Source organism: Trinickia sp., from assembly GCF_057351765.1.
This window is the reverse complement of sequence record NZ_JBMRBK010000079.1, coordinates 110,662-133,511: the sequence shown is the minus strand read 5'-3', so window position 1 is coordinate 133,511 and position 22,850 is coordinate 110,662. Positions and strand designations below refer to the sequence as shown.

General features: G+C 64.2%; 22 protein-coding genes. 9 read left to right on the top strand and 13 right to left on the bottom strand.

Features of this window, described 5'->3' with window-relative positions; translation table 11 throughout:
- Positions 1-8 precede the first annotated feature (8 nt).
- The 6 genes from ACO1XS_RS22625 (at position 9) to ACO1XS_RS22600 (ending at position 9,344) form a co-directional block, all read left to right on the top strand.
- Complete coding sequence (locus ACO1XS_RS22625; RefSeq protein WP_486391740.1) at positions 9-1,139, top strand: mannitol dehydrogenase family protein; 1,131 nt, start codon at positions 9-11, stop codon at positions 1,137-1,139.
- Between the two features lie 91 nt (positions 1,140-1,230).
- The gene (locus tag ACO1XS_RS22620; RefSeq protein ID WP_331572266.1) at positions 1,231-2,514 is read left to right on the top strand and encodes an MFS transporter; all 1,284 of its coding nucleotides are present in this window, start codon (positions 1,231-1,233) and stop codon (positions 2,512-2,514) included.
- A gap of 40 nt (positions 2,515-2,554) precedes the next feature.
- Positions 2,555-4,102, top strand: a complete 1,548-nt coding sequence (locus tag ACO1XS_RS22615) for a UxaA family hydrolase (RefSeq protein WP_486391739.1) — start codon at positions 2,555-2,557, stop codon at positions 4,100-4,102.
- Between the two features lie 76 nt (positions 4,103-4,178).
- On the top strand, positions 4,179-5,228 hold the full coding sequence (uxuA, locus tag ACO1XS_RS22610) for a mannonate dehydratase (protein WP_331572262.1): 1,050 nt from the start codon (positions 4,179-4,181) through the stop codon (positions 5,226-5,228).
- A 55-nt stretch (positions 5,229-5,283) separates the two neighbouring features.
- Positions 5,284-7,071 carry a VRR-NUC domain-containing protein gene (locus ACO1XS_RS22605; protein ID WP_331572260.1) on the top strand — a complete coding sequence of 596 codons (1,788 nt, stop codon included), beginning with the start codon at positions 5,284-5,286 and terminating at the stop codon, positions 7,069-7,071.
- Complete coding sequence (locus ACO1XS_RS22600; protein ID WP_331572258.1) at positions 7,068-9,344, top strand: ATP-dependent DNA helicase; 2,277 nt, start codon at positions 7,068-7,070, stop codon at positions 9,342-9,344. Before ACO1XS_RS22605 ends, ACO1XS_RS22600 begins: the two co-directional genes overlap by 4 nt.
- Here ACO1XS_RS22600 and ACO1XS_RS22595 read toward each other — a convergent pair whose 3' ends face one another.
- Positions 9,345-10,637, bottom strand: a complete 1,293-nt coding sequence (locus tag ACO1XS_RS22595) for a hypothetical protein (RefSeq protein WP_331572256.1) — start codon at positions 10,635-10,637, stop codon at positions 9,345-9,347.
- Between the two features lie 319 nt (positions 10,638-10,956).
- On the opposite strand from ACO1XS_RS22595, the gene ACO1XS_RS22590 reads away from it, so the two are divergent.
- Entirely contained in the window at positions 10,957-11,640 is a 684-nt protein-coding gene (locus ACO1XS_RS22590; RefSeq protein ID WP_331572254.1) for an alpha/beta hydrolase-fold protein, read from the top strand.
- Here the strand turns inward: ACO1XS_RS22590 and ACO1XS_RS22585 are convergent.
- The 12 genes from ACO1XS_RS22585 to ACO1XS_RS22530 form a co-directional block, all read right to left on the bottom strand.
- A complete protein-coding gene (locus ACO1XS_RS22585; RefSeq protein WP_331572252.1) occupies positions 11,633-12,052 on the bottom strand; it encodes a DUF3291 domain-containing protein in 420 nt (139 codons plus the stop codon). The genes ACO1XS_RS22590 and ACO1XS_RS22585 overlap by 8 nt on opposite strands.
- Positions 12,043-13,446 carry a carotenoid oxygenase family protein gene (locus tag ACO1XS_RS22580; protein WP_331572250.1) on the bottom strand — a complete coding sequence of 468 codons (1,404 nt, stop codon included), beginning with the start codon at positions 13,444-13,446 and terminating at the stop codon, positions 12,043-12,045. The genes ACO1XS_RS22585 and ACO1XS_RS22580 overlap by 10 nt, the downstream gene beginning before the upstream one ends.
- A complete protein-coding gene (locus ACO1XS_RS22575) occupies positions 13,436-14,260 on the bottom strand; it encodes a ferritin-like domain-containing protein (protein WP_331572248.1) in 825 nt (274 codons plus the stop codon). The genes ACO1XS_RS22580 and ACO1XS_RS22575 overlap by 11 nt, the downstream gene beginning before the upstream one ends.
- 23 nt (positions 14,261-14,283) lie before the next feature.
- Positions 14,284-14,751: an ApeP family dehydratase gene (locus ACO1XS_RS22570; RefSeq protein ID WP_331572246.1), complete on the bottom strand. Its 468-nt coding sequence runs from the start codon at positions 14,749-14,751 to the stop codon at positions 14,284-14,286.
- Positions 14,735-15,538 (bottom strand): beta-ketoacyl synthase chain length factor, encoded by an 804-nt coding sequence (locus ACO1XS_RS22565; RefSeq protein WP_331572244.1) that lies wholly within the window; start codon positions 15,536-15,538, stop codon positions 14,735-14,737. The genes ACO1XS_RS22570 and ACO1XS_RS22565 overlap by 17 nt, the downstream gene beginning before the upstream one ends.
- Positions 15,535-16,743, bottom strand: a complete 1,209-nt coding sequence (locus ACO1XS_RS22560; protein ID WP_414720302.1) for a beta-ketoacyl-ACP synthase — start codon at positions 16,741-16,743, stop codon at positions 15,535-15,537. Before ACO1XS_RS22560 ends, ACO1XS_RS22565 begins: the two co-directional genes overlap by 4 nt.
- Positions 16,740-17,063, bottom strand: coding sequence for an ApeI family dehydratase (locus ACO1XS_RS22555; protein WP_331572242.1), 324 nt, complete (start codon positions 17,061-17,063; stop codon positions 16,740-16,742). The genes ACO1XS_RS22560 and ACO1XS_RS22555 overlap by 4 nt, the downstream gene beginning before the upstream one ends.
- Positions 17,064-17,095: 32 nt before the next feature.
- On the bottom strand, positions 17,096-17,362 hold the full coding sequence (locus ACO1XS_RS22550; RefSeq protein WP_331572240.1) for a phosphopantetheine-binding protein: 267 nt from the start codon (positions 17,360-17,362) through the stop codon (positions 17,096-17,098).
- A gap of 328 nt (positions 17,363-17,690) precedes the next feature.
- Positions 17,691-18,302, bottom strand: a complete 612-nt coding sequence (locus tag ACO1XS_RS22545; RefSeq protein ID WP_331572238.1) for a LysE family translocator — start codon at positions 18,300-18,302, stop codon at positions 17,691-17,693.
- Positions 18,303-18,381: 79 nt separating this feature from the next.
- Positions 18,382-18,885 (bottom strand): OsmC family protein, encoded by a 504-nt coding sequence (locus ACO1XS_RS22540; protein ID WP_331572331.1) that lies wholly within the window; start codon positions 18,883-18,885, stop codon positions 18,382-18,384.
- Positions 18,882-19,304, bottom strand: a complete 423-nt coding sequence (locus tag ACO1XS_RS22535; RefSeq protein ID WP_331572236.1) for an amino acid-binding protein — start codon at positions 19,302-19,304, stop codon at positions 18,882-18,884. The genes ACO1XS_RS22540 and ACO1XS_RS22535 overlap by 4 nt, the downstream gene beginning before the upstream one ends.
- A 92-nt stretch (positions 19,305-19,396) precedes the next feature.
- A complete protein-coding gene (locus ACO1XS_RS22530; RefSeq protein ID WP_331572234.1) occupies positions 19,397-20,596 on the bottom strand; it encodes an NnrS family protein in 1,200 nt (399 codons plus the stop codon).
- A 437-nt stretch (positions 20,597-21,033) separates the two neighbouring features.
- On the opposite strand from ACO1XS_RS22530, the gene ACO1XS_RS22525 reads away from it, so the two are divergent.
- Positions 21,034-21,888: an alpha/beta hydrolase gene (locus ACO1XS_RS22525; protein ID WP_331572232.1), complete on the top strand. Its 855-nt coding sequence runs from the start codon at positions 21,034-21,036 to the stop codon at positions 21,886-21,888.
- Positions 21,889-21,956: 68 nt separating this feature from the next.
- On the top strand, positions 21,957-22,817 hold the full coding sequence (gene hpnD, locus ACO1XS_RS22520; RefSeq protein ID WP_331572230.1) for a presqualene diphosphate synthase HpnD: 861 nt from the start codon (positions 21,957-21,959) through the stop codon (positions 22,815-22,817).
- Positions 22,818-22,850 lie beyond the last annotated feature (33 nt).

The following is a 22,850-nucleotide window of genomic DNA, read 5'->3' as shown; positions in this document are numbered from 1 at the left end:
CATCGATAATGGGTAATCCGATTATTCAATTCGGCACGAGCCGCTTTTTACAGGCGCATGCCGATCTGTTCATCTCCGAGGCGTTGAAAACGGGTCGTGCACTGGGTCACGTCACCGTGGTCCAGACGACGAGCAATCCCGAAAGCCGTGCGCGAATCGAAGCGTTGCGCGCCGCGAAGCGCTATCCCGTTCGAGTGCGCGGGCTGCAACGCGAGACCGTCGTCGACACGACGATCGAATGCGATGCCGTCGACGAAGCGCTCGATGCCAATAGCGACTGGGCGACGGTGCGCGAGCGCTTCGTCCGCGATGCGCGCGTCGTGATCTCGAACACCGGCGACAGCGGCTATCGATGCGACGACGAGGACACAGCGGAACTGCTGCACGAGGAGACGCGCGTGCCGCGCGGTTTCGCCGCCAAACTCGCCGTGCTGCTACATGCGCGCTTCGCGGCCTCAGGCGCACCGCTCACGTTGCTGCCGTGCGAGCTCGTCAGCCAGAACGGCGATACGCTGCGCGCGCTCGTCGCCGGCCTCGCGCGGCAATGGCATGGCGATGCCGCATTCGTGCGCTATATCGAAGAGACTTGCGTCTGGGTGAATTCGCTCGTCGACCGCATCGTCTCCGAGCCGATCCGGCCCGTCGGCGCCATCGCCGAACCTTACGCCCTTTGGGCGATCGAGCGGCGCGCGGGCATGGTACTGCCGTGCGAGCACGACGCCATGATCGTCACTGACGAGTTGCACCGCTACGAGAGCTTGAAGTTGTTCCTGCTGAACCTCGGGCATACCTATCTCGCCGAGCGTTGGCAAACCGACGGGCGCCCCGCCGACGAAAACACGCTGCATGCGATGCGCGACGCCGCCTTGCGCGCCGATCTCGAGTCCGTCTGGCGTGACGAAGTGCTGCCGGTGTTCGATGCGCAGGGCCAGGGCGAAGCGGCACGCCGGTATCTGGAGGACGTGCGCGAGCGGTTCCTGAACCCGTTTCTGGACCACCGGCTCGCCGATATCGCCCGCAACCACGGCGAAAAGAAGGAACGGCGCTTGCGCCCCGTCGTCGCGATGGCCGCCGAACTCAGCCTCGGGCTGGCGCAACCGCGACTCAACGAAGCACTGCGTACGGCCACCGCAGTTTGAGTAGCCGCCGCCGTCTCGTTTCAAAGCCGGTATTCATATCACTGGAGCGGGCACAAAGCACCCGCTCCGGCAAGCAACCAGGAGACAAGCAATGAGGAAAATGCGTTGGGTCGTGATTTTGTTGTGCTTTCTAGCGATCGCCGTGAATTACATCGATCGCGCCAATCTTGCGGTCGCCGCGCCTGAAATCGAAAAGGCGCTCGGCATCGGACCGGCACAGATGGGGCTCATTCTGAGCGGATTTTTCTGGACCTACGCATTGATGCAGATTCCGTTCGGCTGGTTCGTCGATCGCGTCGGCGCGCGCATCGCCTTGCCGCTCGCGGTCGGCTGGTGGTCGATTTTCACCGCCGCGACGGCGGGCGTCACGAGCGTGGCCGGCATGTTCGGCTGCCGCCTGCTGCTCGGCATCGGCGAAGCCGGCGCCTACCCTTCGTGCGCCAAACTCGTGAGCCAGTGGTTCCGGCCCAGCGAGCGGGCGCTCGCCACGAGCATCTTCGACAGCGGCTCGCGCGTGGGATCGGCACTGTCGATCCCCGTCGTCGCGCTCATCATCGGCACGCTCGGTTGGAAAGCCGCGTTCGTCATCACGGGCGCGCTCGGCGCACTCTGGATCGTGGGCTGGTTCGTCATCTATCGCAGCCCCGCGCATGCCGACATGACGGGCGAACATGACGCCGTCTACGAAGCGCCGGCCCGGACGGGCAACGAGGTCACCTGGGCGTCGCTGTTCAAGCACCGCACGCTCTGGGGCATGATGCTCGGCTTTTTCTGCTTGAACTTCGTCATCTACTTCTTCATCACCTGGTTTCCGAGCTACCTCGTGCAAACGCGGGGCTTCTCGCTCAAGTCGCTCGGCACGCTGGGGATGATCCCGGCGCTGATGGCGATTCCGGGCGGCTGGATCGGCGGCCTCGTGTCCGACGCGCTCTATCGCCGCGGCTGGAGCCTCACGGCGGCGCGCAAGACCTGCATGGTCGGCGGTATGCTGATGTCGTCGGTCATCACCCTTTCGACGCTCACATCGAACGTCTATCTGATGCTTGCGTTCTTCGGCATCGCATACGGCAGCCTGGCCTTCGCCGCGGCCAGCATCTGGTCCCTGCCGGCCGACGTCGCGCCCACCCCGCGACACGTCGCTTCGATCGGCGGGATCCAGAACTTCGCATCGAATCTCGCCGGCATCGTCATCACGACGTTCACGGGCGTCATGGTCGCGATGACCAAGGGCTCGTTCACGATCCCGCTCGTCGTGGCCGGGGGATTCTGCTTTCTCGGCGCATTCAGCTATCTGGTGATCGTCGGCAAAATCGAGCCGCTGCCGGTCGAGCCCGACGCACGCAGCGTCGACGCCGGCGCGCGCTCCGCGGTGTGAGCTCGCTCGCGCACCCGTCATTCGTCATTCGAGGCATGCCATGTCTTCACTCGCTTCTCAGGATCACCTCGTGATCCGCCTTCATCCGAACGACGATGTCGTCATCGCCACGCGTCAGCTGATGTCCGGCGCGCGCATCGCGAGCGAAGACCTCGTGGTGTCGGGGCTGATCCCGCCCGGCCACAAGATCGCCACGCGTGCCATCGCCGCGGGCGCGCCGGTCAAACGCTACAACCAGGTCATCGGCGTGGCGCGCGAGGACATCGCGCGCGGGCAGCATGTGCATGTCCATAACCTCGGCATGGCCGAATTCGCGCGCGAGCACGCATTCGGCGCCGATGTCCACCCGACCGCCTATGTCCCCGAACCCGCCAGCTTCATGGGCATTCGCCGGGACGACGGCCGCGTTGCCACGCGCAACTACATCGGCATCCTGACGAGCGTCAACTGCTCGGCCACGGTGGCCCGCGCCATCGCCGATCATTTCCGGCGCGACGTCCATCCCGAGGCACTGGCCGACTACCCCAACGTCGACGGCGTGGTTGCGCTCACGCACGGGCTCGGCTGCGGCATCGATATGCATGGCGAAGGCATCGGCATCTTGCGGCGCACATTGGCGGGCTACGCTCTCCATCCGAACTTCGCATCGGTGCTCTTCGTCGGACTCGGTTGCGAGACGAACCAGATCGAGGGCGTACTGGAAGCCGGCGGTCTGCGCGGCGATGCGCCCAAGCTGCGCAGCTTCACGATCCAGGACAGCGGGGGCACCCGCAAGACGGTCGAACGCGGCATTGCGATGGTGCGCGAGATGCTCGGCGACGCGAATCGGGCCACGCGTGTGAGCGTGCCGGCAGCGCATCTCGTCGTCGGGCTTCAATGCGGCGGCTCGGACGGCTACTCCGGCATTTCCGCGAACCCTGCGCTGGGTGCGGCCGTCGATCGTCTCGTGCGGCATGGCGGGACGGCGATACTCTCGGAAACACCGGAGATCTACGGCGCCGAACATTTGTTGACGCGCCGCGCGGTGAGCAGGGAAGTCGGAGAAAAGCTCCTGGCACGTATTGCGTGGTGGCAGGAGTACTGTGCGCGCAATCACGCCGCGCTCGACAACAATCCCTCGGCCGGCAACAAGGCGGGCGGATTGACGACGATTCTCGAAAAATCATTGGGCGCGGTCGCGAAAGGCGGCACGACGAACCTCGTCGAAGTCTATGAGTATGGCGAGCCGATTACCGCGAAGGGCTTCGTCTTCATGGATTCGCCCGGCTACGACCCCGTCTCGGCCACCGGGCAGGTGGCCTCGGGTGCGAACCTGATCTGCTTCACGACGGGACGCGGCTCGGCCTACGGCTGTTCGCCCGCACCGTCGCTGAAGCTCTCGACCAATACGGCCCTCTGGGAGCGGCAGGAGGACGATATGGATATCAACTGCGGAGGTGTCGTGGACGGCACCCACACGATCGACGCACTCGGCGAGAAGATCTTTCGCATGATGCTCGACTGCGCGTCGGGTACGCGTTCGAAGAGCGAGCTTTTGGGTTATGGGCAAAACGAATTCGTGCCCTGGCAAGTCGGCGTCATTACCTGAGCCGCACTTGCCGTTGCCAATGTGACGAGCGGAGGAAGTGCCGCTCGTTTCGAAATAGCTAGGATTCCTAACCAACATGAAGATGACGTTTCGCTGGTACGGCGAGAGCGATCCCGTGCCCCTCGCCTACATTCGCCAGATTCCCGGGATGTATGGGATCGTCTCGGCGATTTACGACGTTCCGGTCGGCGAGGTCTGGCCCGTCGAAAAGATCCGCGCGCTGAAAGACACGATCGAGGCGCACGGCTTGAAGCTCGAAGTCATCGAGAGCGTGCCGGTTCACGAGGACATCAAGCTCGGCAAGCCGTCGTGCGACCGGCTCATCGACAACTACGGCCAGAGCTTGCGCAATCTCGCCGCTTGCGGCATCGAGGTCGTCTGTTACAACTTCATGCCCGTTTTCGACTGGACACGCACGTCGCTCGACATGCGGTTGCCCGACGGCTCCACGACGCTCGCTTTCGACGCGCGGCAGGTCGACGCGCTCGACATCGGGCAAGGTATCGCACTGCCGGGCTGGGATACGAGCTACCGGCCCGACGAACTGAAAGCGCTGCTGGCCGAGTATGCCGCACTCGACGAGTCGGGCTTGTGGGCCAATCTCGCCTATTTCCTGCGCGCGGTCGTGCCCGTCGCGAAGGAGGCCGGCATCAAGATGGCCATCCATCCCGACGATCCTCCACGCCCGATTTTCGGTCTGCCTCGCATCGTCAAGAACCGCGACGATCTCGCACGCCTGCTCGCAATCGTCGACGACCCGGCCAACGGCTTGACACTGTGTTCGGGCTCGCTCGGCGCCGACGCACGCAACGATATCCCTTCGCTCGTGCGCGAGTTCGGTGCCCGGGGACGCATTCATTTCGCCCACCTGCGCAACGTTCATACGAACGCGGCCGGCGATTTTCACGAAACGTCTCACCGGTCGGCCGACGGTTCGCTCGATATGGCCGAGATCGTCAAGGCGTATTTCGAAGTCGGTTTCGACGGGTATGCACGACCGGACCATGGACGCATGATCTGGGGCGAAACCGGCCGCGCGGGCTACGGCCTCTACGATCGTGCCCTCGGAGCGGTCTATCTGAACGGCCTTTGGGAAGGCGTGCAGAAAACCAGGGAAACGACGTAGGAAACGCGGCGGCCGCCCGCGAAATGAGGCTGGAGCGACTCTGCTATTATCCTGTATGGATATACAGGTCGATCGCAATGCCGTGGAGCCCTCCCCCTCTTCCCCATCGCCCCTCTACTACCTGCTGAACTTCGAGCGTGCGCTCGCGTGGGTATCGGAACGCTACGACGATCTGCTCGACGCCATCGAGCGCGAATTCGCGTCCGCATTCGCTCGCTTGCCCCTCGCCTCGCGTGCCTTGCTCGTTCGCATGCTGATGCGCAACGGCCCGCGCTTTCGCACGAGCAAGCTGAATTACGCGGAGATCGGCTGCCCGCTGGCCGCGGCCGCGCCGCTGATCGCACTGGGCTGGATCGATCCCGAGCCGCACCTTTCGATCGACGATCTCTTCGCGCTCGCGACCCGCCCGGAGCTGGAGCGGATTTTTTCCGAAGCCGTTGCGTTACGCCGATGCAGCAAGTCGGAATTGCGCGAGCTGTTGCGCGAAGAGTATGGCGCCCAGACGCGCCCCTATCGAGCATGGGACGCCACGAGCGACGAACAGGTGTTCGAACTCGAAATCACGCCCGTTTGCGATCGGGTGAGGCTCATGTTTTTTGGCAATCTGCATCAGAGCTGGTCGGAGTTCGTGTTGGCGGACCTTGGCGTCTATCGATACGAGGCCGTGTCGTTCGAACCTTCCGCCCGTGCATTTCAACGTCGCTCGGATGTCGACGCCTACCTCGCGCTGCAGGCATGCCGCGAAGCGCTCGACGGCATCGACGGGGGCGACGGGATCGCGGCACTGCGCGAGCTGTTCGGCGCGGTGCTTGCCATGCCGATCGAGAACGCCTGGCTTGAAATGCGGCGCGCCAAACTGTTCTATGGAATCGGCTATCGCGCCGAACAACTGCGGGATTGGGAATTCGCGCTCGAAGTCTACGAGCGCAGCCAATGGCCCGAAGCCCGTCACCGGCGCATGCGTGTACTCGAACGTTGCGCACGCTTCGGCGATGCGTTCGCGCTCGTCACGCGCGCGCTCGAGGCGCCCGAAAACGAGGCGGAGTACCAGCGCGCCGCACGCATGATGCCACGCCTTGCACGCCGGCTCGGGCAGCCCGTCCAGCGTGCGGCCGAGCCGGCCGGTTTCGCACGCTCGACGCTCACGCTGATGCGCCCGGCCGTGCCCGTCGCGGTCGAATATGTCGTACAAGATCATCTCGATGCGCCGCAGGCGCCCGTGTTCTATGTCGAGAACACATTGATCAATTCACTGTTCGGGCTACTGTGCTGGGAAGCCGTGTTCGAACCCGTGCCGGGCTCGTTCTTTCACCCATTCCAGCGCGGGCCCGCCGATCTTCACGCACCCGACTTCCTGGCTCGCCGCGCCGAAACGTTCGCACGCTGCTTCGCGCAACTCGATAGCGGCGCCTATCACGACACCATTTGGCGCCACTACGAGCACAAAGCCGGTATGCAATCGCCCTTCGTCTTTTGGGGCGCACTGACGAGCTCACTGATGACGCTGGCACTCGACTGTCTGCCTGCCAGGCATTTGAAGCTCTGGTTCGCACGGCTTGTCAGCGATATTCGAGCGAATCGGTCGGGCCTTCCCGATCTCATTCGGTTCTGGCCCACCGACCGGCGCTACGAGTTGATCGAAGTCAAGGGCCCCGGCGACCGCCTGCAGGACAACCAGATCCGGTGGCTCGCCTATTGCGCGCAACATGGCATGCCGGCGCGCGTGCTCGACGTGCGCTGGGAGGGCGAAGTCGAGCCCGAGGTCGATGACGAGTGCGGTATCGATGGCTCAGACCGCGCCGTGGCCGGCGTCACGACACCGGGCGCCGGAGTCACCCCGTGAGCTTCGTGGTCGCCGTTCGAGCGCTGTGCGAGTTCACCGCGAAATGCGGCGACCTCGATTTGCGCTTCACGCCGGCACCGAGCGCGCTCGAAGGCATCGAAGGGCATGCCGTCGTTGCCAAACGGCGCGGCGCCGGCTACGAAGCCGAAATCGCGCTCGTCGGCGCCCATGGCGAGCTGACCGTGCGCGGGCGAGCCGACGGATACGATGCCTCGCTCAATCGGCTCGAGGAAGTAAAGACCTACCGGGGCGAGCTCGATGCCATGCCTGGCAATCATCGCGCACTCCACTGGGCTCAGGCGCGCCTATACGGCCATCTGCTCTGTCAGGCCCGCGGGCTCGAGCGGATCGAGGTCGCCCTCGTCTATTTCGACATCGGCAGCCAGAAGGAGACGGTGCTGACCGAGACGCATGACGCCTCGTCGCTCGAGGCATTTTTCAACGAGCAGTGCGAACGCTTCATGCAGTGGGCGGCACAGGAGCACGCGCATCGCACGGCCCGCGACGCGGCGCTGCGCGCGCTTCAATTTCCCCACGGCACCTTTCGGAGCGGGCAGCGCGAGCTGGCCGTCGCCGTCTATCGCGCGGCGCGCGATGGCGCGGTTCTGATGGCTCAGGCACCGACCGGCATCGGCAAGACACTGGCGACGATTTTTCCTGTGCTGAAGGCCTGCGCCGAACAGCATGTCGATCGCCTGTTCTTTTTGACGGCGAAAACGCCGGGTCGCGCACTGGCATTGGACGCGATCGATGCGTTGCGCTCGAATACCGGCGTCGAAACGTTACCGCTGCGCACGCTCGAGCTCGTCGCGCGCGACAAAGCGTGCGAGCATCCCGACAAAGCCTGCCACGGCGAGTCCTGTCCGCTTGCGCGCGGATTCTACGATCGCCTGCCGGCGGCACGCGAGGCCGCGCTGACCGAGCGCAGGCTGGACCGCCAGAGCGTGCGCGAGGTCGCACTGACTCACGACGTGTGCCCGTATTACCTCGCGCAGGAGCTTGCGCGATGGGTCGACATCGTCGTGGGCGACTACAACTACTACTACGACAGCAGCGCACTGCTTTATGCGCTCACCCGCGCCCAGGAATGGCGCGTGGCCGTACTCGTCGACGAAGCGCACAACCTGCTCGAGCGCGGCCGCAAGATGTACACGGCCTCACTCGAGCGGCCGGCGCTGCGCGCCGCATTGAAGGCGGCACCGGACAGCCTGAAAAAGCCGCTTCAGCGACTCCAACGCGAATGGAACGCGCTCGATCGCACGCAAGAGCAGCGCTATACGGTTCATGCCGAGATTCCGCCCAAGCTGGTGTTTGCAGCGCAAAACCTCATTGGCGCAGTGACCGATCAGCTTGCCGAGGATGCGTCCGCGATCGACGACGCAGTGCGGCGATTTTTCTTCGACGTGCTGCATTTCGTGACGCTGGCCGAACAGTTCGACGACCATTCGATCTTCGACAGCACGTTCTCGAGCGAGCCGCACGCCTCAGGGCGGCGTGCAGGAACGACGTCGACGCTGTGCGTGCGCAACGTCGTACCTGCCGCGTTTTTAGCGCAACGCCACGCCGCCGCGCACGCGACGGTGATGTTTTCCGGCACGCTGAGCCCGACGCATTTCTATCGCGACACGTTGGGGCTGCCCGACGCAACGCGCGTGCTCGATGTCGAGGGGCCGTTCCGGCCCGAGCAATTGACCGTGCGCGTATGCGCGCAGGTCTCGACCCGATGGCGCGACCGGGAAAGATCGCTTGCACCGATAGTCGAACTCATTGCCAAACAATACGAAACATTGCCAGGCAACTATCTGGGCTTCGTGAGCAGCTTCGACTATCTCGAGCGTGTCGGGGCGTTGTTGCGCGCGCAACATCCTGGTCTGCCGCTCTGGATGCAATCTCCCGGAATGAGCGAATCGCAACGGGACGCGTTTTTAGCCCGGTTCCGAAGCGGCGAATGCGGCGTGGGCCTCGCGGTACTGGGCGGGGCGTTTTCCGAGGGCGTGGACCTCGTGGGCGATCGTCTCATTGGCGTGTTCATCGCCACGCTCGGGCTGCCCCAGGTCAACGACGTCAACGAGCAAATGCGCCTGGCGATGCAAGCCAAGTTCGGCAATGGGTACGACTATGCATACCTCTTTCCGGGCCTGCAAAAAGTCGTCCAGGCCGCTGGCCGTGTCGTGCGCACCGAACAGGATGTCGGCGTACTTCATTTGATCGACGATCGGTATCGCCGCCCGGAGGTGCGGCGGCTCTTGCCACGCTGGTGGCGCGTTCAGTGATCAAGCGGCGAGGCCCTGCGTATTGACGCCCCAGGGGAACGATTCGATCGGCATCAGCAGCGGTTCGCGCTCGAGCGAATGCCGCATGCCCACCGTCCGCTTGTCGCGTAACTCCGGCAGCACGCTCGCCCAGTCGATGGGTTCGGACTCTTCGTCAGGGCGCAACAAGTGAACCCGCTTGTCGATGCCTAGCGCTTGCGCCATCGCGTTCATGGCCCGCACGATGCTGAGCGTGAAGGTCAGCATCCATGCCTCGCTGCCCGCGATTTGCCTGCCCTGCTTGAGCCGGCGCAGCGTATTGCCCGACAAGCCAAGCGCGCCTTCGAAGTTGGGGGAAACCAGCCCGTCGGGAAGGTAGTACTCTCCTGCGTTGAAGATGACGTTGCCGTCGCCTGCGATGTCGATCACCTCCCGCGTCTTGTTCATGAAGTCGATACCGTGCGGCAGGAAATCGCGAATGCTCTCGCGCAATCTCCTATCGGTCTTGCTGGCGTCGTACAGTTCGCTCAGCTTCGTCCCCGCGAAGCAATAATCGAAATGGTCTTCATTGAATGTGCCGGGACGATTCAGCACCAAACTGTCGTTGATATCGGCATAGCGGTCGTCGGGCGGCCGCTCGTCGAATTGCTCGACGTAATGCAGACTGAGGCTGAAGTGCATCGTGTCGGAATCCGATAGCTGCGGCAGAAAATCCTGATGCCTCACGAGCGCAGGCAGCCGGTAGATCGCATTGGGGTTGAGCTTGGGAATCGATCGATGCGGATCGACGAGCAAGCCGCCCTGCAACAGGAATTGCGCCACTTCGGCACGCACAGAGATTTCGTCGATCCCGATGGACTGACGCGGCACGGCTCGTGCGGGAAATTCCGCGCGCAGCCGCCCGTCGCGCCCGATCTCCATGCGAGCCAGTCTCTGCCCGGCGGCACGAATGGCTTGCGGCGTTCTCAGATCCTCGCCGCGACCGAACAGCATGAGCCACCTGATCAGACGTCCGAGCGTCTCGACACTGATTTTCGTCACTTGGCCCGGCCGGCTCGGATCGCGGTAGACGGCATGATCGGTGCCGTGACCGATCAGCTTCAACGGGCCGCCGGCCAGTGGATCCACATGCATCAACGTCCAATGATCCGCTTCATGCAGGCGATTTTCGAGCCCGCCCGATAAATCGAGCCTCCCTGTCCTCGCGCCACGCAGGTGCGCTGCGAATGCGGTTTTGTCGAATGCGTCGGGACCGATGACTTCGCGCGCCCGATCGCGCAATGCGCCGTACGTTCCCTCGATATCGACATGCATGCGCCTCGTCGGCAAACGCGGGGGGAGTCCGCGCAGCGCAGCGCTGCCGGCAGGCGCAGCCGTCGGTCGTGGCAAATTCGCCTGGTTGCCGCACTGACGCTCGACGGCGCACGGTGAATGCCTCGCTTCGTCAGGATCGTGCTGTGAAATACGATTGCTCATCGCCTCGCCCGCCTGTCCTCTCGGCGAAACAGTAAGCCGATATGCAACATGGTTTGCCACTCCTACGAAAATTCGACCATCGGGACGAATGCGCAACCCCAAAGTTGTCCCATAATGAGTACTGCTTTTCCGTCCCTCTGCGAGAACGGACCATCGCATGTCAATCAACGCTCTGTTCGATCCGTCGCCCGATGCGGCAGCCGGGCGGGTCTTGCTCGTCATGCTCCCTGGCGTCAACGACCGCGCCGCTTCCTTTTTTTCCAACGGGATCGTGCAGGCGCTGCGTGAGCGCCGACTGCCCGTCGATGCGCTCGGTATCGACGTCGATTTCCCAGCCTATGCCGATGGCTCACTACTGCCCCGATTGCACGGCGAGATCGATCGGATCGCTCATCGGCGCGACATCGAACGGCTCTGGTTCGTCGGCACCTCGCTCGGCGCCATGGGCGCCCTGATGTATTGCCGTGCGCACCCTGGCAGCACGGACGGCATCGTCCTGCTCGCCCCCTATCTCGCCAGTCGGCGGATGCTCGTGCAGATCGCCAAAGCGGGCGGGCTCGACGCATGGCGCCCCGAAGCGAACGAGCCGGGCGATATGGAGTGGCGCGTGCTCGACTGGCTACGCCGTGAAGTACGGGACGCGTCGAGCGGCCTGCGCGTGCATCTCGGTTATGGACGCAGCGATCCTTTCGCGCTGGGCAGCACGCTGCTGCAAGCGCTGTTGCCGGCGCAACGCAGCATCGACATTGCCGGCACCCACGATTGGCCGACCTGGTCCGCGCTATGGGCAAGCGTTCTCGACCAGGACCCTTTCGAGGCAAAAACGGCGCGGGCTACCTGATGCGAAGCTCGCGCCAAAATCTACGGCGCGGCAACGCAAACGCGGGCGGCAACCCCGCCCCGGGCGGCGGAAAATGACGTCCTTCGTCGCTCAAGCGCCGATGGGCCTCGTCCCAGGCCGGCAGCCGCGCCACGCTGTCGTGCCAATGAACGACCGAGCTTTCGTCGCACCATCTCAGCAGATGCCGCATGATCCGGCGATGGACCCCCGCACGCACGTAGGCCATCATGGCGGGCTCGTCCTGCCACACGGTTCGCGTCCAATAGGTATCGCAACTCGCGCTGAGCACCGATACCGCGAGGTTGCCAGGTGCCGCGCGCGCCTGCCAGGCGGCGGCCATCGTCGCGGCCAGCACGGATGGGATGTGCCGCCAGGCGCGCACATGCAAGCGCGTCACCGAAATCACCGGCATGGCGACGTGGCGCGCTCGAGCGCCTGCCGTTCGACCCATGTTCCATGCGCGCCATACGGCACGCGCTGCGGCAGCTCGATCGACGCCACTTCCTCGCCGGAGAACCGCTGAGCATCGAGCACGACCAGCCGGCTGCGATCGACGCGCGCGTCATAGACGAGACACAACACCCAGCCTTCGTCTTCCGCGCTGTCCTCGCTCGCCGGCACGAACTGCGCCTCGGACGCCGCTTCATACTCGCTGAAGCGACGATGTTCGACGGCGCCCTTCGCGAAGTCGTATTTGAAAAGGCCGCCACAGGCGAGCCAACCGTGACGAAGCACAATCTCCGTCGAATAGCCGTATCGATGCGCGCGGCCCGTCAACCGGTCGTCGAACCGCGGAAACTCGCCCGGCGAATCGGCGATGCAGGTGCTCGAGACGCGCCCCGTCAATGTGTCGATCCGCCACTCATGCATCGATAACGAAGCCGCGTGCGGCCGCGGCATACCGGTCAGGTAGTAAGGGTGACTGACAACCGCGCGCAGCACGACTTGCGCGCCGTCGTCGAATGCATTGAGCACATGCGAGATAAAGCAGGTATCGATCGCAAACCACCTCACCGGCACGCCTTCACGGTGCAAATCGAGCAAGCCGAGACGCGAACCGTACTCGGGTGCCCAGCGAAACGGCAATCCGCCTCCTGGGCGCGGTGGCCTCTCGAACAATAAAGGCTGGTCGATGAAAACTGCGAAGCGCTCGGAAACGGCGAAATCGTGCATGACCGTGGCGCCCGCGACATCGACCGGTTCGGCGCGCGCCATTCGTCCATCGGGGTCCACGCGAAAATAGGTCACGTAGGGACGCCGTGGCCAATAGCCGAAGCCGTGCAAGGCGCCGGTGGCGGGATCGCGCTTGGGATGTGCGGTCATGCTACGAGCCAGGCCGCCGCCGAAATCGCAGCGCCCCACTGTCTCCAATTGTTCGTTCAGCTCATAGGGCAGCCCTGTCTCGCCCAGTGCCAGCAATCGCCCCGCATGCGCGACGACGCTGACATTGGCCGCGTTCCCGAAGCTCCAGCGACGATCGGCGGGACCGCCCGGTGGCGCGCGGTTCGCTACCTGCGCAAGGCCATCGGTCGATACCCAGCGATTGCGATACCAGAGGGCACGGCCTTGCGCGATCCTCACACCGTGCACCATGCCATCTTCGAGAAACACGTGCGGCTGCGGTGTACGGCGAGACGGATGCGAATTGAAGCTGTTGCGCAGATACAAGCCGTCCAGCTCAGGCGGAATGACGCCGCGCACAGGCAGATCGGTGGCCTCCCGCTCGTCGTCGAGTGGGACGAACACGCCGTTCGCGCCGTAACCCGCGATATCGGCGAGCGCGCGGTGCGTCGCCTCACGCAACATGCGCGGAACGCCGTGCGGCGCGGTAGCGCTTTTTCATGCCCGCGTAGACCTCATAGAACGCGTCGACGCCCGGGATCTCGAGATCGAGCATCTTCGCGATCCGGCTCACGATATGTTCGCGGTAGCGCCGCTCCACTTCCTTCATGTCGAGACATTTCATCTTGAGCAATGTCAGGAACACGGGGTGCTGCGTGACGCCGTCGCTTGCCGGCTGCAAGAGGAACCATGCCGTGCGCAGTGCGACGAGGCGGTCCCGCTCGGGGTCGTCGGATCGCTCGATCGCTTGCCGACAGTAGTGTTCGAAGCCGACCGAATGCCGCATTTCGTCGCGCGCAAGGTGCTTCACGATTTCGACGAGCACCGGCTCTTCCACGGTCTTCGCGAACTGGTTGTATGCGGTGTTGGCCGCGATCTCGGAGCAGATATTGGATGTCAGCATTTCCACGCGCGAGTGGGTCATCGGCTCGATCTTCCTGCCGCGATGGATGAAATCCTGCGCGGTCGGCACGCCGAGTTTGCCGAGCCAGCGAATCAGCGCGAGCGGATGCTTGGTCTCTTCGAAGAACCACACGGAAAGCCATTGAGTGAAGTCGACATCGTCGTGCAGCAGCTTCATGAATGCTTCCGTCGCGGAGAACGTCGTCAGCTCGGCATAGGCCGCGATCTTTACATCCTCGATCAGCTCGGCGCTCACCTTGCTCTCGTCGATCTCGTCCCACCGCTGGTCGCGGAAGATCCAGCGCGCTTTTTCCGATGTCTCGAGCAGGCGGAAATAGCCGAGCTGGTTACTGAGGTCGTCGATCTGAAATGCCATCGTTTGCGCTCCATCGAAAAAATTCACTCTGGCATCGCAACGGTCATCGTGCCGCGAGCGATACAGACTGCGCCGCACACCACGGAAAACCCATAGCGCGCGGCTGTCGCGCCCGCCGCAGTCAATTGCGCTCGAATCTCCAGAGGACTCCGAATCATTTCATCGTGGTCGAGCGAGTGTGAACAGAGCTCGACTGCATGCAGCGCAGCAATGTACGCGCGCCGCAGCGCGCGAGCCTCGCCGGTCCCGACGGTCTCGCCGGTCTCGCCGGTGAGACTCGCGTGAAGCGCCGCGGCCTGCGCCGCATACTCGATCGCATGCATGCTGCTCAATCGACCGTCTTCGCGCAGCGGGTGGTCGGCCTGCGCATGCGAATGCGCCGTGCAGACAATTCCGCTCGCATCCCACTCCCGAACGGCCGCCAGCAGGCACATGGCTCCCGCATGGGGAATCCGGCGATAGATGTCTGGACCGTCAAGCCGGTTCGACATGAATGGCCACGCTCGTTCGCGCGCCTTCCGGCGCCGTTGCGAGAAAGACGCGCTCGTCGCTGCGGCATGCGAGCCGGGCGAGCAGCGGCAATGCGCGAGCGGCTGCATTACCGCTGCGCAAGCGTTCGAGCGCGTCGTCCGCCATAGCCGTAACGTCCCGCCTCGCGACATGCTCGATATGCATCGCGAAACAATCGGGGCCGGCGCGCTCGCGATGAATCGTCATCGCCGCCGCGAACGGTGCGACGATGGGCAGATGCGCTCCGATCGGCGCAGGCGCCGGCTGCTCGTAGCAGACGAAGAGCACGGGTGCACGCTCGGTCAGTACCAGGCAGCCGGCCTCGAGCAGACCCGCGACAAACGTTGTCTCGCCCGCGCTGAGGCTCGTCGAGCCGCCGCACGCGTGCGCACCGATAGACCAATAGCCGGCGCTCGCGTTGTGCACGATGTTGTGGAAATGGAACGGAGACACAGGTACTCCCGGTCGACCCAGCGCAACGCAAACGCGATCGGTCACGTGAAGATCGCCCGCTGAAGACGCGAACACCGAAGGCAGCGCGGCCAGATCGAGCGACGAGCGCTTCGCGAGTTGTTCGGTGACACGCAACGCAAGACGAATCGCGGCTGTCGCGCGCCGCCTTTCGTTCGGCGCCAGCATTTCCGGTTCGCCGGCCTCGAATTCGCACGGGGCATAGCGCTTCTCGCCCCGCAGCGTGGCGGCAGCCTCGTCCCAGCCGGACAGTCCGGGGCCCAGTACCTCGAGCGCTTCGACGAAGAGTGTCTTCATTGGACCGCCTCGAAAATGAGCGCGCAGTTGTTGCCGCCGAAGCCGAATGAATTGCTGAGCACGCGGCGCAACGGCCTCTCCTGGTTCTCGAGCGCGACGTCTGTTCGCAGGTCCGGATCGGGATCGGTCGTGTTCAATGTCGATGGAACGAGGTTCGCGCGCATGCACAGAAACGACAGCACCGCTTCGGTGATACCGGCAGCCCCCTGGGTATGACCGGTCCAGCCCTTGGTCGAACTGCTAGCGCATGCGCCGCCGAACACCGAGGCGATCGCGGCATCTTCGGACCGATCGTTCGAGGGCGTTCCGCTGCCGTGAAGATTGACGTAGTCGATGTCGGCCGCAGCGAGACCGGCGCGGCGCAACGCCTGCTCGATCGCGACGCGCGCGCCTTCGCCTTCCGGGTGTGGCGCGGTCATATGGTAGGCGTCGCTACTCTCCCCGAAGCCCGTCAACGCCACGGCGCCATGGCCGCGCGGCGCGCGTTCGAGCAAGGCGAAGCCGGCTGCTTCGCCGATGCTGATACCGTCGCGATTGCGGTCCCACGGCCGGCACGGTTGCGCCGACAGCAAGCCCAAGGAGTGAAAACCGTAAATGAATCCTTCGTTCGCGCAATCGATGCCTGCCACGACCGCCGCATCGCACAGACCCGCCGCGATATGACGGTATGCGGTAGCGAACACCTTGGCGCTCGACGAGCATGCCGTCGAGATCGTGGCCGACGGCCCGTCGAGACCAAGCACACGCATGACGTATTCCGTTGCCGAGAAAAGGTGCGCGGTATGACGCACGCGGACATCCGAACCGAGATCGTCGGTGCTCGGGGCATGACGGACATAGCACGCTTCGAGATGTGCCAGTCCCGACGCGATCGTACCGACGAAACATCCGACACGCTCGGCGCCATACCGCTCGCGGGCACCGGCCACGGCGAGCGGAAAGCCGTCGCGCTCGACGCCCCGGCCAAGCATGCGATGCGCGCGGCAATCGAAGCCCGCAAACTCGCCACGGAGCGAACCGCCGATGGCCTCGTCATCCACGAGACCGAGCCATGTCTTGCGGCCGGTGCGCAACTCGAGTTCGCGCAGCCCGCCCCGACCCGAGCGCAACGCGGCCAACGCAGCCTCGTTGCCTGCACCGAGCGCACTGGTCAGGGTATAGGCGTTCACGTAAAGCGGCGCGATCGGCGCCGATGCGTTCGTCATGCTGCATTGACCTCCGCGCGGAGCCTGCCGGCCGCGAAAAGCGAACCGGCGTCCTTCACGCATTGAAAAGAGACGACGTCGTCATCGATCGAGAGCACGATCTCGAACGGTTCGCCGGGGCGCAGTACCTCCATGAATTTCACGTGCTCGATGCGCGTAATCGCGGCGCCGGCATACGATTGCGCGACGGCACGGCTGACGCGCTCGAGCAGGACGACGGCCGGCACGACCGGATGGCCGGGAAAATGGCCGGGTATCGCCGCATGGCTGGCACCCACGGTATCGCGAATCACGCATCTCGCCCCTCCCGTCACCGTCATCGTGGAGCCTTCTACCCTCGTGACGGCTGGCATCAATGAGTCTGTGCGGCCCGATGCTGCTCGACATGACGGCCGAGCGCCCTCAGCGAGCGGAATATCTCGTGGTTCTTCTGGTCGCCCGGCGTGATGGTGATCCGATAGGTCGACGACAACAGCAGACCAAGCTCGAGTGCATCGATCGAATCGAGACCGAGACCCTCGCCGAAAATGGGCGTCGCGGGGTCGATGCTCTGCGGGTCGATGTCCAGATCGAGTCCCTCGGTGATCAGCTTGGCCAGCTCGCGTTCGATTTCATCCATGACGTCAACGTCTCCCTCGAAGATCGGTCACCGAAACTGCATAGCTTCAGGTTAGCGCGGGAACGGAGGCAGATCGGCGCTAGATTTCGTAGACTCCACTTTCGCCTGAACGCCCGGGCGAAAGCGCCATGAGGCTTATCGGATAAGGCCTGCATGCGTACGCCAGCAGATGGATCGCCGCAAGAGCGACTACGGAATCCTGCAGCTCGCCGCATCGGCTGCCAATGCGTCGAGCGACGCAAACTCGAGTATCAACGCGCGCAACGCGCGATGTTCGTTTAGCCGGGGCGTAACGGTGAACTACGGAAACTTGCGCGAACTACGAGAATCAGCGTGTCGCAATCACGACGGCAGCGCCGGCCATCATGGTCGCGCTCGCGCGATTCGAGATCTTCACGGCGCGCCGGCTCGTCAACAGCTTGCGCGCACGGGCCGCGACGAGGACCCAGAAGGAATCGGTGCTCGCGAGCACGACGAGCATCGTCGCCACGAGTTCGAACCATGCATGCAGGCTCACGCGAGATAGATCGACGATCGTCGGCAACAGCGCCAGATAGAAAATCATGATCTTCGGATTGCCGAGGGTGACCGTCAGGCCGGCAGTGAACATGCGAACGGGCGACCTGGCGCTCGGCAATGCATCGTCACGAACCTGCGCCGGCGCAGACCACATTTTCCAGGCGAGAAACAGCAGATAGGCGACGCCGGCAAATTTGATGACGACAAAGACTGCCTCGAACGTGCGCGCGAGCACCGCGAGTCCCGTCACGGCACACGTCAGCCACAACGCTTCACCGAACCACATCGCCACGAGAAACGGCAGCACGTCGCGCACGCCGTTGGTCAGCACGCGCGCGACGAGTGCGGCGACGCTTGGGCCGGGCGAGCCAGCCGTCACGACCAGCGCCAGCGCGAATACGGACAAACCTGAAGCGGTCATCGCATCCTCCTTTCTCCCGGATTGCCGCCAATTCTAGCGAGGCCGCGTCTGTCACGCCGCCATGGGCGCGAAGGACCGTTCAGCTACCCGTATCCGCCGCTTCGTCTTCGAAACGGACCGTGGGTTCGACGACCATCTCGAACGTAACCGAATTGGCCAGGAAGCACATGTGGTGTGCCGCTTCGTGCAACTCGATCGCGCGTTGCCGCGTGTGCTCGTCGATGCCGGCGGCGAGCACGACCTCCGGTGCCAGTGTCACGTTCGAGAATGCGCCGGAACCGTCGGCCTTCAACGAAAGCGTGCCTGATGCAGCGTCGCGATAACGATTGACGACAAGCCCGTTGGCCGAGCACAGATGCAAATACCAGAGCATGTGGCACGCGCTCAAACTGGCGACAAACAGGTCCTCGGGGTTGTGCCGCGTGGCGTCGCCGCGAAATGCCGGATCGCTCGATCCGTCGATCGACGGCTTACCCGAAACATGGACCACGTGATCCCGGCTGTACGCCTGGTAGCTGCGCGTACCCACGCCGAGGTTTCCGGTCCATTCCACCGTCAACGCGTATCGGTGCTGACTCATCAGTGCCCTCCTCCCTTGTTGTTCTCATGCTCGGCACGCTCCCGCTCCCACGCCTCCGAAACCTCTCGTCCCGCCGCATAGTTGTCGACCACCAGGATCAGTCGATGGTCGTGATCGCTATACATCGCTTCGATATTGACGCCGGCATCCGCCATGCGCCGGGCGATCTTGCCCAGTTGGCCCGGGACGTCCTGCTTCAGCCGCTGGACGAGCACGTCATTGACAGCATGGACGACCATGCCGGCCTCCCGCAGCGCATGCGCCGCCGCTGCGCCATCTTCAAAGAGGAAATGTGCGGTCGCACGTCCGTCGACGCTCCATACGCCGCCGCCCTCCACGCTCAGGCCTTTGGCGCCGAGCACTTCCCCCATGCGCGCCAAGGCGCCGGGCTGATGGTCGAGTTCGATACACAGGTCGTTCATTGCCGTTCTCCATATCATGCTGTTGGTCTTGGCGCGACTATATCCGCAACGCTGCATTCAAGGGTTCAGCAAAAGGGAAAACGTGCGTGACATCATCCGGCCTTGCCGTCCACCCGCGGCGCCGTGAGAAACGGTCCGTACTTGATCAGATAGACGAACAGCGACAGGCACCAGCATACGCCGGCCGCATCGATCCAAACGCCCGTCGCGCCAGGCGCGGCCAGCGGTCCAAGGACGCGCAATGCCGCGGCGGCCATCATCAGCCAATAGCTCAGCACTTCGTGACGCTTGGCCACGAGCATCCGTCCGGTATGACCGAGCGCGGTGCGCGTCACCATTGCGATGATCGCGCCGCCCATCGCGCCCACCGTCAACGCGTGGATCGCGAGCGAATGCGGCGCGCGACCGAGCGCGGAGCATGCCAGCAGCACGAAGCCGATCGGTATCCAGAGACAAGCCGCATGCAGGATCCAGAGTATCGGGCGCGCTCCGACGCGCCAGGAGCGCCAACCGATCATACGGATGGCGTGAATCACTGCGGCAGCGAGTGCGAAGACGAAGACCGCGACGGCCGGCGCATTCACGGCATCGAGCACGAGCGCGACGAGCGGAACAGGGTAGGCGAGCGCGTCGATCCACTTCCAACGGCGCACAGTGAACCCGGGAATGGCGTTCATCGTAAACATCGGGACGACGCGGCCGGTAATGACGGCGACGAACAGGATGATGAGCCCGGTCGCCGCATACGCCGTACGGAGCGCGAGATCGAATCGTCCCTGCCAGGCCCACATCTGAAACAGCACATTCAAAATCCCGAGCAGTCCCAACGCGACGGGCAGAAAAACGTTGTGCCGGTTGCCCGCACGCAGCAATACACGCGCAAGCACGAACGCCACCAGCGGCAAAAAGACGCAGTCCACGACGGCGGCTACGAGCGGCGGCCCGGTCCAGACGAGGATACGTCCCGCGGCCCAGAGCAGCCAAACAAGCGCGAGCGGTATGCCGTGCAGCGTTTCGCGCGAGGTCCACGCACGCACCGCGGTCAGCAAAAAGCCGACGACGATGGCCGCCACGAACCCGAAAAGCATCTCGTGAACATGCCAGATCACGCCCGTCATCGTCGGCTCTCGCCCGGCGACCGGATAGCCATGCAAGCCGGCGAGCCAGAGCCCGACGGCAAGGAGACCGAAAGCGGTACCTCCCAGATAGAAAGGCCTGAATCCGAGCCTCAGCACCGGCCAGCCGGCCGCTCGTTGGTCAGTGATACGTTGCTCCGGTTCGCCGATCTTCATCTTGGTTTCCGTATGCCGCTTCTCGCGTGTGGTCGATCATGGTGCAGCCGCAGATCACAAAGGCCCTATCCGCCAGGGCAACGGTGACGTGCGTGCACTTACCTCATAGCGTGATATAAGCACAGTCCCGGATCGAATGTCTGAGCAGGATCAAGGTTTGTACCGATTCGTCGGCAATGCACGCCTAGGCGCGAGTCGATCCCTGCCTTCCCGCCCCCCCCTCTACCGGGCCCGAACATTGCACAGCGTTCGATGCGGCGTCCTGCTTCCAAGCGCTACTTTTGTCTCGAGCATGGCGCGCTACCGCTCGCTCATCGTGAATTTGTGCTGCGCAGCTTCGCCCCCGGCGCTACCCTCTTTGTCATCGAGTGCACACCTGCGCGAGTACCGATGTCGCGCCGGAGACCGAGAGAATTCCCATCGGGAGGTTCGCATTGATGAAGCGCCCATCGCGTCTCGCGCTGTTGTCGGCTGCCGGCGTTGCCGGGCTCGGCGTCGGTTCCGCCTTGGCAGCTGTGCTCTGGCTCCAGGGCCGGCTCATTTATCCACTCGAAAAGATTCGCGGGCTCGCCCCCAACCCCGCCGCGGACCGACTCGAACGCGTCACGCTGAAAACGCAGGACGGACTCGCGCTGAGCGTTCGCTATAAGCCGCCTGCGCAAACCGACGGCCGCGTCGTCGTGCTCTTTCACGGCAACGGCGAGGATCTTTCGCAGCGCGTGCATATCGCACACGATCTGATCGCGGCCGGCTACGGCGTCCTGCTCGCCGAGTATCGCGGCTACGGGGGCAACGGGGGCAAGCCGCGCGAAGCTGGCCTTTATGCCGACGGTCGAGCGGCGATCGAGTTCGCCCTGCGGCAGACCCCGCGCGTCGTGCTGCACGGCTATTCCCTCGGTTCGGGCGTCGCCGTCCAGCTCGCCACCGAGTTCGCGATCGAGGCGCTCGTTCTCGAGGCCCCCTTTACCTGCATCGCCGATGTTGCCGTTACCCGTTTCCCGCGGCTGCCGGTACGCTGGCTCGTGCGCGATCGCTACGACAACCTGCGCAAGATCGGCGCGGTACGCGTGCCGGTGTTGATCTACGGCGGCAACGCGGACGGTGTCATTCCCCCGCGGCAGTTCGCGCAGCTCTACGCGGGAGTGCGTGCGCCGCGCCGGCTCGCCGTGGTCGATGGCGCAGACCATGTCGATGTCTGGACGAAAGGGGGAGCCGGCCATGTGCTCCGCTTTCTCGACGAGACCGATATCCGATCGCCGGCGGCGCGAGCTCGCGCAAGCGAGCCCGCGTGACGAGCGGCGTGTCGGGATGAGGTAGTATCCGCACTCCGCTCCTGCCGCCTCTCATCAGTTTTACGGACGTGTCACAAGAATCCAGTTCCATCCAGGGTCACTTCGACGAGTACTGCGCGCAAAAAGCCGCCCCGCCGGGCTCCAGCGTCTACTACGCGCTGCGCCAGGCACCGCTTGCGAAGCAGCCGCTGCTGACCGCGCTCTTCGCGCTGCGCCGCGAACTCGAACAAGCGGCAAGGGAGACGAGCGATCCCGCCATCGGCAGAACCAAGCTCGCGTGGTGGCAACAAGAGCTCGCCTCGCTAGCGGCCGGACAGCCGACGCACCCGGTATCGGTTGCACTTGCCGCGCACCGCGCGGACATCGGCGGCGAAGCGGCCACGCTGCAGGCGCTCGTCGACGGCTTCGAGATGGATCTGAACCAGGCGCGCTATCTCGACTACCCCAACCTGCGCAGCTATATCGAGCAGGTCGGCGGCGCATTCGCGCTTGCCGTGGCGCGCGTCACCGCCCGCGACACGGCGGCGGCCGCGCAATGGGCGCCGCCGCTCGGCAACGCGTTGATGCTGGCTCAGCTCGTGCAGGAACTCGGCAACGATGCGCGCCACGGCCGCATCTATATTCCGATCGACGAACTGCAGCGGTTCCAGGTCAGCGCGGCTGAGCTCATCAACCGCAAGTACACGCCCGCGTTCGACGAGCTCATGCGCTTTCAGACGCGGCGTGCACGCGAGGCCATCGTGGCCGCGCTTGCCGGCATCCCGCAACCGGAACGCAAGACCCAGCGTACGCTGCGCGCTCAATCGGCCATGGCGCTCGCGCTGCTCGACGAAATCGAACGAGACGGCTATCGCGTGCTTCATCAGCGCATCGCGCTGACACCCATTCGCAAGCTCTGGATCGCCTGGCGCGCGGCCCGCTCGCGTTGAAAGCGTCGCAGCGTGCGCGAGCCGCGCCGTCGC